General features: G+C 36.1%; 5 protein-coding genes. All 5 read left to right on the forward strand.

The window, feature by feature from the left end; translation table 11 throughout:
- Positions 1-12: 12 nt before the first annotated feature.
- The 5 genes from K412_RS21390 (at position 13) to K412_RS0112770 (ending at position 13,496) form a co-directional block, all read left to right on the forward strand.
- Positions 13-6,501: an HAD-IIIC family phosphatase gene (locus K412_RS21390; RefSeq protein ID WP_198527698.1), complete on the forward strand. Its 6,489-nt coding sequence runs from the start codon at positions 13-15 to the stop codon at positions 6,499-6,501.
- A gap of 53 nt (positions 6,502-6,554) precedes the next feature.
- Positions 6,555-8,198 carry a B12-binding domain-containing radical SAM protein gene (locus K412_RS0112755; protein WP_024833476.1) on the forward strand — a complete coding sequence of 548 codons (1,644 nt, stop codon included), beginning with the start codon at positions 6,555-6,557 and terminating at the stop codon, positions 8,196-8,198.
- Positions 8,199-8,244: 46 nt separating this feature from the next.
- Entirely contained in the window at positions 8,245-9,165 is a 921-nt protein-coding gene (locus tag K412_RS0112760) for a daunorubicin resistance protein DrrA family ABC transporter ATP-binding protein (RefSeq protein WP_024833477.1), read from the forward strand.
- 48 nt (positions 9,166-9,213) lie between these two features.
- The gene (locus tag K412_RS0112765) at positions 9,214-10,041 is read left to right on the forward strand and encodes an ABC transporter permease (protein ID WP_024833478.1); all 828 of its coding nucleotides are present in this window, start codon (positions 9,214-9,216) and stop codon (positions 10,039-10,041) included.
- Positions 10,042-10,874: 833 nt separating this feature from the next.
- Positions 10,875-13,496 carry a dockerin type I domain-containing protein gene (locus K412_RS0112770; RefSeq protein WP_024833479.1) on the forward strand — a complete coding sequence of 874 codons (2,622 nt, stop codon included), beginning with the start codon at positions 10,875-10,877 and terminating at the stop codon, positions 13,494-13,496.
- The last annotated feature ends 392 nt before the right edge of the window (positions 13,497-13,888 follow it).

Below are 13,888 nucleotides of genomic sequence, written 5' to 3' on the forward strand. Positions count from 1 at the left end.
GAGGTAATAAAAATGTTGACAAAACTGGTAGACTTTGATATTAATAAAGCTGATGAAAGAGTTAATGTTTCTTGCCATGGGAACGATGATACAAAGGATATTGCGATAATAGGGATGGCAGCAAAGTTGCCTATGGCAGAAAATGTTGATGAGTTTTGGGAAAATCTAAGGAATGGAATTGACTGTGTCAGAAATATTCCTGAAAGCAGAAGGAAGGACATAGAAAAGCTTATTAAGCACTATAATGTGCGGGATTATGAATATGCAGATATGGCCTTTCTTGATCATATTGATAACTTCGATTATAATTTCTTTGGCATTTCACCAAAAGAAGCAAGTCTTATGGACCCTAATCAGAGGATATTCCTTGAAACTGCATGGAAGTCTATCGAGGATGCCGGTTATGGCGGAGAAAAAATCAAAGGCAGCAGAACAGGTGTTTATGTTGGCTTTGGTGGAAACATGACCTATTATGATCTTGTTAAGAAATTTGATCCTTCAAATAGCGGTATGGCATTTCCTGGAAACATACCTTCAATCTTGGCCAGCAGAGTATCATATATGTTAGATTTAAAAGGACCAAGTATACTGGTAGATACAGCTTGTTCATCATCACTTGTTGCTTTGCATATTGCATGTAATGCTATAAGGAATAAAGAATGTGATATGGCGATAGCAGGTGGAATCAGGTTGGCCTTTTCGCCGTTAAAATCCGGCGATGGCGTTATTGGAACCGAATCTTCCGATGGAAGGACAAAATCCTTTGACGAAAGTGCTGACGGATCAGGTGGAGGCGAAGGAGTTGTAGCTCTTTTACTAAAGCCCCTTGCACAAGCATTGGAAGACGGAGACAATATACATGCAGTAATCAAAGGAAGCTCAGTAAACCAGGACGGAACAACTGTGGGAATAACTGCCCCTAATCCTGAAGCACAGGAGGATGTAATCGTAAGGGCATGGAAAGATTCCGGTATTAACCCTGAAACAATCACATATGTAGAAGCTCACGGCTCAGGAACAAAGCTTGGTGATCCAATAGAAATAGAAGGTTTGCAGAGAGCTTTTGGAAGGTATACAAATAAGAAGAACTTTTGTGCTGTGGGTTCAGTTAAGACAAATATAGGACATTTGGGGCATGCTGCAGGAATGGCAGGTTTGCTTAAACTTGTCCTATCATTGAAAAATAAGGAATTACCGGCAACTTTACACTTCAAAGAGCCAAATAAGCAAATTAATTTTGAAGATTCGCCAGTATATGTGAATCCCAAATTAGTGAAATGGGAAGCAGACGGGTTTCCGCTGAGAAGTGGAGTTAGCTGTTTTGGGATTAGCGGTACCAATTGTCATGTTGTTCTTGAAGAAGCTCCTGAAAGAAAGGTAAAAGAAGCTTTTCAAGGTGAAAAGAACAATATATTGGCCTTATCTGCCAAAAGTGAAAACTCTTTGTATGAGCTGGTTAGTCAGTATTATAAGTTCTTGAAAGCAAACAAGACTGTCAATATAGATAATGTTTGCTATACTGCCAATACCGGGAGGGAGCATCATAATTTTAGATTGGCGATTCAGGCAAAGAATATTGATGAGTTAACAAAAAAACTTGAAATTCTGTTCAAGGAGAAAAGCTTAGAAGCTAAGCATGTTGGAATTTACTTCAATGAGCTGCAAAAGTTTTCATCTGAAGAAATAGATGTGATAAATGATGAGGCATTACAAAAGACCAGACAATTTGTTAAAGATGGAAAAACTTCATCTGATTTAATAAGTGACATTTGTAGCCTATATGTAAAAGGTGCTTCAATTGTCTGGGGTGAGTTTTACAGCGGAGAAAGGCTGTATAGGATTAGCCTGCCTACATATCCTTTTGAAAAGACAAGATGTTGGCTGGATGTACCGAATGTTGTTGATGAAACGGAAGTAAAGGACAAAGATTTTGATAAATCAGAGAAAAAAATCAGTTACTCGGAGCAAAAGCAGATAACTACGGAAAATGACCAGTTAAATGTAGTATTAAGCGGAAGAGATGACGGCAACTACTCTGAAATGGAGAAAATCGTTGCTAAAGCTATGTACGAAGTTCTTGGAGTGGATGAAATCAACATTGGACGCAGCTTTTTTGACTATGGAGGACATTCTTTAAATGCAATACTGTTTTTGTCAAAGATTCATAAAGAAACAGGTATTGAAATTACACTGACAGATATGTTTGATATCTCGACTGTTAAGGATATAACAGAATACATTTTAGAAGCTAAAGAGAAGCAATATCTGACAATAGCCAAAGCCAAAGAAAAAGAACATTATCCATTATCACCTGCTCAGAGAAGGTTGTATATATTAAACCAGTTGGACAGCAAGGGACTGACATACAACATGCCGGGAGCCTTGGTATTGGAAGGAAGATTGGATAAAGAAAAATTTGAGAATGCTTTCAGAAAATTGGTGGAACGGCATGAGACACTGAGGACAACTTTCCAAACTGTAGACGGAGAACCAGTACAGATAGTTAATAAAAATGTGGAGTTCGAAGTAGAGTACTACGAGCAGGAAGAAGAGACAGTATCAGAAAAAGTAAAAGAATTGATACGACCTTTTACATTAAATAAGGCTCCACTGCTTAGGGTAGGATTATTAAAAATAAAAGAAGACAAATATATAATGGTTTATGACATGCATCATATAATATCTGATGGTATGTCAATGGCAATAATCATAAAAGAGTTTATGCAGTTGTATAGAGGATACAGATTACCTGCCCTTAAGCTACAGTACAAAGATTTTTCAGAATGGCAGAATAACTTGTTTGAAACAGATATAATTGCAAAACAGGAAGAATACTGGAAAGATGTATTTAAAGGAGACTTACCTTTACTTGCAATGCCGTTGGATCACAAAAGACCTGATATATTAACCTTTTCGGGAGGTAGAGTTAAATTCACCATTCCTAAAAGCAATGTGAAGAAAATACAGGATTTGGTGAAAGAACAGAATACTACTATAAATATTTTTCTTTTTTCTGTATATACTGTACTTCTTAACAAGTACAGCGCACAAAATGATATTACAATCGGCTCACTTGTGGCAGGAAGACAGAATGCAGATCTTGAAAATGTGGTAGGAGTATTTATAAACTTCCTTCCAATAAGAATGAAGTTTGGTACCAACCAAGAATTCATAGAGTTTTTGAAGAATGCAAAGAGTACAATTTTAAAAGCCTATGACAACCAAACCTATCCTTTTGACAAGATTGTAGAACATATGTCTGGAAAAGTTGACCATTCCAGAAACCCATTGTTTGATACTATGTTGGTTTTTCACAATCAGGTAAAGCATAGTAACAATATTGAAATACAGGGTTTGAAGTTTTCACCGTATGATATTAGTACAAATTCTTCAGCACTGGATTTTAAAATGGACATATTCTTTGATTCAGAGGGAAATTTGGAGTGCTTATTGGAGTATAATTCAAATCTTTTTGAGGAAAGTTCCATGGAGACACTGGGTAGACACTATAGTGAACTCATTCAAATAGTATTGGAAAATCCGCGCAAAAAGATTTCAGATATGAATGTGTTTTCAAATGATGAAAAAGTAATGATTGAGCAAAAAAGAGCTGCTTCACAAAAGGAACAGCTGAATGTTGTTATAAGTGCAACATTTACTGCTGAACTTGTGGAAAGCTATATAAAATGGTGGGGCAAGAATTTCGGTGAAGATATAAATGTCCAGTTTGCTCCCTATAACCAGGTATTCCAGGAATTGCTCGACCCTGAAAGTATTACTTCTATAAATCCGGGAATAAATGCACTATTCATCAGATTCGAGGATTGGATAAGGCATGATAATACGGAAGATGAAGTAAAAATACAAAAATTGGAAAATAACTTTGAATATCTGAAAGATTTGATTAGATATAAAGAGAAAAAAGGTACTTATTTTGTTGGAGTATTTCCAACCTCTACGCACATAGCTTTAGGGGAGAAAATCTACAACTACATAGAGGATATGAATGCCAGATGGAAACAGTTCCTTGAAGAAACAGAAGATATATACACTGTGGATTTTACACAGCTGGCAGATATTTATAATTTCGAAGAGATATTTGATCCTATAAGTGACAAAGAAGGGCATATGCCATTTACTGATAAGTGCTTTGCGGCAATTGGAACAGAACTTGCAAGAAAGATATGCTCCTACAGAAAACAGTTATTCAAGGTTATAGTTCTGGACTGTGACAATACGTTGTGGAAGGGAATTTGTGGAGAAGACGGACCTACAGGTGTATCTGTAGAAGGGCCTTATGCGGAACTCCAAAAATTCATGATTCAGAAGTCAGAAGAAGGTATGCTGCTGTGTTTATGCAGTAAGAACAATGAAGCAGATGTGTGGGAAGTATTTGAAAAAAATGAGCAGATGCTTTTAAAAAGAGAGCACATAGCAGGCTGGGAAATAGGCTGGGAAGCAAAATCAGGCTCAATAAAGAAACTTGCAAAAGACCTCAATCTGGGTATTGATAGTTTTATATTTGTAGATGATAATCCAACAGAGTGTGCAGAGGTTATGATGAATTGCCCTGAAGTGTTGACCATTCAATTACCTAAGGACCCTGAAGCAATACCATCATTCCTTAAGCACATATGGGCATTTGACAAGTTAAAAGTAACTGATGAAGACAGAAAACGTACAACTATGTATATTGAGGAGAGAAAAAGGCGGGAATCGGAAGCGAATTATCTGTCACTCGATGAGTTTATAAAAGAGCTGAAACTTAAGATTAGTATAAACAAAATGGATTTATCTCAAATATCAAGAGTTTCTCAGCTAACTCAGAGAACAAACCAGTTTAATTTAAGTGTAATACGCCGTAATGTAAAGGAAATCAATGAACTTATAGCTAAGCCGGGAATCAGCTGCCGTGTTATAGAAGCTAGTGACAGGTTTGGGGACTATGGACTTGTGGGAGTTTTGATTACTGCTGAAAATGAAGGAAACATGTTTATTGACACTTTCCTATTAAGTTGCAGGATATTGGGTAAAAGGATAGAAAACGCTATCTTCCAACAGCTTAAAAAGTATTGTGAAAACAATAATATTTGTACAATTGAAATGTCTTATAAGCCAACAGCCAAAAATATGCTGGTTTTAGATTTTGCTGCGGCAATTGGTTTTGTGAAGACAAGTGAAAATGATGAATATATCAAATATTCTATACCAGTGAAAGAATTACCGGAACCAGATGGTGTAGTTGACTGCTACTTTGATTCTACCTATAAAAATGGTACGGAATCAAATAATCCTGAATCAACTCATTCTCTGCCCAATCAGGCGTCTGACGACATACAAAAAGGTAGTGAATATAATGAAGTTTCCGGCAAACAAACAGTGAGTAAATCAAATATAAAGTCCTATAAATGGGATGTGAATATACTAAATGAAAGAAATCTGCTGCACAAAAATCATTTGATGCCGCTAATAAACTATACTGCACAGGATTTACTTAAACTGCCTACCGTTGATGGGATAGAAAGGTATATCAGAAGAGGTGAGTATGAAGAACCAACCAATGAAACAGAAGAAATATTGGTTCAAATATGGCGTGATGTCCTGAAAGTGGAGAACATTGGTATAAATGATGATTTCTTCGAGCTTGGCGGTCATTCTTTAAAAGCCATGAAGTTGATTCATTTGGTAAATGAAAGGTTAAATACACAGCTCACACTCATGAATATATTAAAGCTACATACGATTAAGGAGCTGGCAAATTATATTTCTAAATCCATGTACTACACAGGAGAGATTTTTTCTGAACAGCCTTTTGTTTTGCTTAATAAAAAAGCCAAGCAAAATGTATTTGCATTCCCTTCATTGATAGGATATGCAATCGGTTACAATCGGTTGGCTATGAAAGTTAAATCAGCTTCCTTTTATAGCTTTGAGTTTTTGGAAGCAGAGGACAGAATCAACAAGTACATAGATGCGATAACAAGCATACAGCCGGAAGGCCCCTATGTTCTACTCGGATATTCAGCTGGTGCGAATCTTGCATATGAGGTTGGAAAAGAATTGGAAAGGTTAGGACATAAGGTATCCGACTTGATTGTCATGGATGCGGCACCAAATAAAGAAGCGTATACATCAATACCTTCTGAAGAACTGATTACATATGAGTTTACAAAAGAGAAACTTCTAATGTTCTTATCTGACAATGAAGGATATAACGAAGATGAAGTGGATATTGAACGTGTACTTAAGGAGGTAGTTGAACATTCCCGCTTATACGCAGAGTACAGCCTGAAGCTCATTAATGAAAAAGGTATAAGTTCTAGGGTGCATCTTATCAGGTCAGATAACTCAAAACATGACCCTAACGGTGAAGAGTGGGTTGATTATACCAATGGATTAGTTAAAGTTTACAAGGGGATGGGGCCCCATGATGATATGATTTTTGAGAAATATGCTGACCATAACGGATTAATCATCAATGACATTCTGACAAACCTATAAAGAAAAAATAGTTGTAAATAATGTTATAAATTATATTGAAGGGACGAAGAAGAATGTATACACAAAATCTTGAAATATCTAATTTGCCAACCATGAATGAACCCATGAAACTGCTTATGGTTAATATTTACCCGGATGATTCCATAGCCAGATATACGCTATCCTCCTATGTGCTGAAGGCTTACCTAGAAAGCAAGATTCCCGAGGAAAATCTGGTGGTAGAGGTAGTCAACTTCAGTCCAGCAATGTCTACGGAAAGTATTTGCAATGAAATAAAAGAACATTCTCCAGATGTAATCGGCTATAGCAGTTATGTATGGAATATTGAAAAGTTCATTGATATTATAAAAACCTTAAGGGCTGAAATGGATTTTGTACATATATTGGGAGGCCCTGAGATTTCAATGGAGCGTATCACTACCATTGGAGGCTCCAAGGTTGCAGATTTCTATATCATTGGTGAAGGTGAGATTAAGCTGACAAATTTGATGAAGTATCTCATGTTCAGAAATGCAGGAATAGAAATGCCACTGCCTCCAGGTATTGTAGGATGGGAAAAAGACAGTGATAATATGGTTTACCAAGAAGTTGATACCATTGTTCCTCTGGAGGACATACCATCCATATACCTGACGGGTGTTCTGGAGGACAAATATTATAAAGGCGGACAAGTATTCTTAGAAACCCAGCGCGGCTGCAAATACAGATGTAAATATTGTGTTTACCATAAAAACCTACCTCATGTGGCCTATTACCCCATGGAAAGAGTGTTAGAGGAAATTGATTACCTAATTGTGGAGAAAAAGGTTTTGGCATTGAGGTTTATTGACGCTGTATTTACGTCTGATATGGATAGGGCAAAATTGATTGTAGAGCATTTGGCAACTTTAAAAGAAATGGGAATAAATTTACCTTGGATATACTGGGAATTTGATTATGAAAGTGTTGATGAACCCTTTTTGGAGGGTGTGGCGGCACTAAAAAAGAAGGATTATATCAACAACTGTGAAGAAGCTGTACCCGTAAACAGACCTCAGATATATTCACAGATGCTAAAGGATTATACTGTTGTTAACTGCTTAGGAGTTCAGTCATTTAATGAAAAGTCGCTAAAAGCTGTCTCAAGGCGCCCAGTGAATCGAGAACTATTTAGAAATTTTATGGAAAAATGCAGGGAGCTTAATGTTGTACTGAAAATGGATTTTATTTTGGGGTTACCATTTGAAACCCTTGACTCCTATTTTGAGGGGCTAGAATTTATATTGCCATTTTTCAGGCAAACGGATCATGTGTTAAATATCCATGTCCTGCAAGTTCTTCCTGGAACAGGGATTGAAAAGCTTTACGGTGACTATAATATGCAGTTTTCCATTAATGCACCTCATTGTGTCCTGTCTACCAACGGGATGAGTAGTGAAGAAATTGCATCGGCTTCCATCATAACGGCTGTTTTGTTCAGAATTATAAATTCACCTTTAAGGGAAGCTTTTTTTGAAATGAAAGAAAGGACAGGCAAAGGATACATATCTATCATCCAAAGTTTTGTTGAGAAAATAATAGCAGATGAAAACTTTGCAAACACTGCATTGGTCAAAAATGACAGAGTAGATGACGTTTATTGGAACCAGGATGTGTTCAGAGAAATACCTACGGATTGGCTGCAGAAGGAATTAGAATGCATTGTGGATTTAAATTAATACAAAAGGATTGTTTTATATCACAGAGACATGGGAGCGAGGTATTATGAAAAAAATTATTGAAGTAAAGGATTTGAAAAAGAGCTACGGTAAGTCTGAAGCAGTAAAAGGTGTCAATTTAGAAGTGAACGAAGGCGAATTATTCGGGTTTCTGGGTCCTAACGGAGCAGGAAAAAGCACGACTATTAACATACTGTGCACTATGTTAAAACCTTCAAGTGGTACGGCGTTAATCGGGGGATATGATGTTATCAGGCAAAAATCCAAAGTTAGGGAATCTATAGGGATTGTATTTCAGGATAATACCCTTGATGAAAAATTAACGGCAAAAGAGAATTTGTTATTGCATTGCCGCTTCTATAACGTACCAGCCAATGAAAGAAAAAGCCGTGTAGAAAGAGTATTGGAAATGGTACAGCTATCAGACAAAAAAGATAAATTTGTCGGAACATTTTCAGGAGGTATGAAAAGAAGGTTGGAGATTGCAAGAGGACTATTGCACTACCCAAAAGTACTTTTCCTTGATGAGCCAACAGTAGGCCTTGATCCTCAAACCAGAGCTAATGTATGGGATTATATTATCAAGCTTAAAGAGGAAATAGGAATCACGATTTTCCTTACAACACATTATATGGATGAAGCGGAAATCTGTAACAATATCGCCATAATCGATGATGGAAAGATAATAGCAACTGATACCCCCAAAGCTTTAAAGGATAGCGTAGGAGGAGATGTTATAGAAATTTCAACTGAAGACAACAAAATTGCTAAGAATAAGCTGCTTGAAAAATATAATAAGCAGGTGAAGGAAAGAAATGGAATTATTACTTTTGAAGTTGAAATGGGAGAAGCGTTTATTGTAGACTTCGTAAAGGAATTTGATGTTCCGATTAAAAGTATAAATCTGAGGAAACCTACTTTGAACGATGTTTTTCTTAACTTAACAGGAAGACATATCAGAGAGTGATTATTTAAAAATTTACATACTTGACTATTGTTTATTTAGGAGGTTTTTATGGAGACTATTTTTGGGTTATGGTATAGAGATGCTATTAAATTTTTTAGGGATAAGTTTACTATTGTCAGTTCATTTGCTTTACCCTTCTTATTTTTAGTGGTTTTTGGAACCGGTATGGGCGGTGCTATAGAATCCCTATTGCTTGGTGCTAATGCTTCACAAGAGTTGTCGGAGTTCAATTTTGTTAAATTTATGTTTCCAGGTATTATAGCTATGGCTGTTTTCACTACAACAATGTTTGCTGGTTATTCACTCATTGAGGATAGGCAAGCCGGATATTTGAAAGAAGTGCTTGTTTCCCCTGCTTCAAGGGTATTAGTTGCAATAGGTAAAATACTGGGATGTGCTACTACCGCATTGCTGCAAGGAATTATGATGCTTGTATTTGTACCATTTATCGGTTTATCACTAAATGCAGAATTAGTTGTAAAACTTGCACTTTCAATTCTTCTTATATCCTTTACGCTTTCAGCAGTAAGTATTCTGCTTGCCAGCTTTTTAAAAAGCATTCAAGGATTCCAGATGATTGTACAAGTAGTTCTTTATCCATTGTTTTTCCTTTCAGGTGCATTTTTCCCATTAAATGGGATACCAAAATGGATGGAGATTATTGTTAAGATAAATCCAATGACCTATATTGTTGATTTTCTAAAGAGAATTGTTCTAGATGTGGATAATTTAAATCCTATACTAAAACAGGCCATGGGAATGAACCTAGAAGTGTTGAATCACAAAGTAACTTCTATGGATGAAATAATCTTACTTGTGGTTTTAGGCATAATATTCACAATAGTAACTGCCATAAGCTTTAGTAAAGTAGATTAATAATAGTTTAGGCTGTGTGCTTTACCGAAATAAAAAATCCTCAAAGCTTAATGCTTTGGGGATTTTTTTAGTGTGAAGGTAGGTATACCTATAAATTCTACGAATGTCTACCTATAATTTTTAATATTGTAAATTAAATATCTATATTATATATTTATAGTAATTAAAGTATTATAAGGGAAGTATACCAAAACAATATTCGACAGATATGTCATTTCGTTATAATAAACACGAATTGAGAATGTAATTTACAAGCATGACACAAACAGAGGAAATACTAGCTGCCTATGTTTCGTACAAATGTGAACCTTGAAAATGTAATATATCAGGCACCATAATATAACAAAAGGTGAAAGCCTTATCTCTTATGGATTTGTTAAGCAACAACAAAATATTAAGAGAATGTTTCACCTCTGAAAAGTATAACCTTTTCACTCGTTAGTCCTACCAATATATCCCATACCAATTAATAATCTGTAGTAGAAATGTTCCACTTTTGTAACAAGAATCAGCCAATTAAAGAATTTATCAATTTCTGTAAGAATGCGACCATATCAGATACCTTGGAAACAGAAAGTTTTAATGGTATCTATGCCTTTCTATAGTTTTATTCATTATGAGATTTATCTTTGTTCATAATATCCTAGATGGAATCAGCTGTTATATTATGGAGTTCTTAATGTTGCTTGTAAATAATTTAAAAATGTTGCATAAGTTATTTGTGCAAAGCACGGGTAGCTAAACATATTACATTCAAAAGAAAGGGGGGCTAAGTTTTTTTGTATTTACTAGTTTTATGATTCAGAAGAAAAAATTTTTAGGAGGTAAATCTTATGAAATTTAGAAATATCAAAAAAATTATGATTTTATATTTACTTATTGCTTTTACGTGTACTTCTCTATTAGTACAACCCGTATCGGCAAATGGAGTTGTAAGTGCTCCGTATAACTGGAAAAATGTTAAAATCGGTGGCGGAGGAGGATATGTCGTCGGAATTATATATAACCCAACTGAGGAAGGTCTTGTTTATGCTCGTACTGACATGGGTGGTGCATATATAAGAAACAAGCAAACATTAGAATGGGAGCCTATTACCGACTGGGTATCACCAGATGAATGGAATCTTTTGGGATGTGAAAGTATAGCTACCGACCCAGTTGACACAAACAGAGTGTATATAGCAGCAGGTACATATACAAACAGCTGGACATCAATGAATGGATATATTCTTCGTTCTGAAGACTATGGTAAAACCTGGGAAAGAACCGAGCTGCCTTTCAAATTCGGAGGAAACATGCCAGGGCGTTCCGTTGGTGAACGTTTGATGGTTGATCCCAACAGCAATAACATATTATATTTTGCTGCAAGAAGTGGTAATGGTCTCTGGAAAAGTACAGACTACGGTAAAACATGGTCAAAGGTCACAAGTTTCACAAATGTTGGAAACTATGTTGAAGATCCCAATTTCGAGTATTCATCAGATAATCTGGGATTGTGTTTTGTAACTTTTGATTCATATAAGGGTACTAAAGGTACACCGACTAAGGACATTTATGTAGGTGTTGCTGATAAAAAGAATCCGCTGTATGTCAGTCATGATGCAGGAGAAACATGGAAACCGGTTGAAGGTCAACCCACAGAAAGTACCTTTAAACAACATAACAGTAATGCATTGAAAATCGGTATTCCTCATCAAGCAGTTGTAAGCAGCAAAGGAATTTTGTATGTTACATACTGTGATAGGGGAGGTCCTTATCAGAGTGATGACGGCGCAGTCTATAAATACGATACAAATACAGGAGTTTGGAAAGATATAACACCTCCATCTGGAAAGAACTGGGATGGTTCGCCGAAGTATGAAAACTACTATGGATTTTGTGGTTTAAGTGTTGATGCACAAAATCCTGATACACTTATAATATCCTCACTTCAATCATGGTGGCCTGACAACTTTATTTTCCGTTCAAGGGACGCCGGTGAAACTTGGGATGCTATTTGGGAACACGGTGACTCATATCCTTCTAGAAATCTTAAATATACAATGGATATTTCCAAAGCGCCTTGGCTTACATTTGGAAATAAAATAAACGCAGCAAACGGTGGTTTGATAACAGGGGACGAAATAATGAATTATCCTGCACCAAAGCTTGGTTGGATGATGAGCGCTCTTGCAATCAATCCTTTTAATTCCGATGAAATGATGTATGGTACAGGTGCTACTATTTATGGTACAAAAAATCTGACAGATTGGGATAAGGGTAAATTAGTAAATATCGAAGTTATGGCAACAGGAGTTGAGCAAACTGCTGTTTTAAGTCTGATATGCCCGCCAATTGATGGTGTGGAACTGATAAGCGGGGTTGGAGATATCTGTGGATTTGTACATAAAGACTTAAATGTAGGTCCAGACATGATGATGTTAACTCCTAGATTTACCAGCACTACAGGTTTGGATTATGCAGAACTCAATCCGAATATCATAGTAAGGGTAGGTAATACTGATAAAGAGCAATACGAAATGATTAAAAAAAGTGTTGCAATTTCTAAAGACGGAGGCAAAACATGGGCTGAAGTTCAGCCAAATATAAGTTATACATTCCCTGCAACTACTGAAGATGACATTATACAAGGAGGTACTGTTGCAGTAGCTGCCGATGGTTCAACATTTGTCTGGTCAACAGGCACAAGTCAGGGAGTTGTATGCTTTGTAAATGGCGGATGGAAAGCAGTTAGCACACTTCCAGCAGGTGCAAATGTTTGTTCTGACAGAGTTAATCCGAAAGTGTTCTATGCATATGCAGATAATACTTTCTATACAAGTAACGATGGAGGTCTAACATTTACAGCAGTACAAACAGGTCTTGAATCTTCTACTGCTAAAATCAAAGCAGTTCCTAATAAAGAAGGGCATGTATGGATTCCTGGCCCTACCACAGGTCTTTCCTATACAACTGACGGAGGAAAAACAATTAATAAAGTTAATGACATTACAAGAGCAGATGTAATTGGATTCGGTAAAGCTAAGGATGGTGAAGACTACCTGGCACTTTATATGTGCGGTGAAAAAGACGGTCTGTATGCAGTATATCGTTCCGATGATATGGCTAAAAGCTGGGTAAGAGTAAATGACGACCAGCACCAGTATGGCTCTATAAACTACTCAATTACAGGAGATTTAAGAGTTTATGGTCGAGTATTTGTTGCAACCAATGGAAGAGGTATTGTGTATGGTGAGCCTAGCTCTGATGCACCAACTTATACTATCGGAGACATAAATGACGACGGTAGAGTTGATGCTCTGGATTTTGCAACATTAAAAATGTATCTACTTGGTTCAACTACGCTTACTGATAAGCAATTGCTTGCTGCTGATGTTAATCGTGACGGTTCAGTAAATGCTATTGACTTGGCAGTATTAAAAAGTTATTTATTGGGGATAACTACCTCACTTTAATGATTATGATTTAATTTTTTAGCTAAGAACTACCGGTTTAGTTGAAGTTAAAAAATAAAAGTAGACAAGGAATAAACCACCTTGTCTACTTTTATTTTTTATTGAAGGAAAATTACGAGCAGAGTTTTTGTTAATTACACATTCAACCTCAGTAAGTATCAAAAATTCAAAAAACTCAATTTATTGTGAATACTCATAAAATTCCATTGTAATTTGGGTTAAGCATAAAATTCATGCTATACATAATTTGACACAAATGGAAACAAGTGGTAAGAATATAGTATTGCATGTAAATATTCTATGCATAAAAAAAGCGCTAAATAGATTTGCGAGGGTCGAACAGTAACCTAGTTACTGATTAAATACTATTTTACATTATATGAGGAGGGAAA

This window comes from Ruminiclostridium josui JCM 17888, from assembly GCF_000526495.1.
GTDB lineage: Bacteria > Bacillota > Clostridia > Acetivibrionales > DSM-1351 > Ruminiclostridium > Ruminiclostridium josui.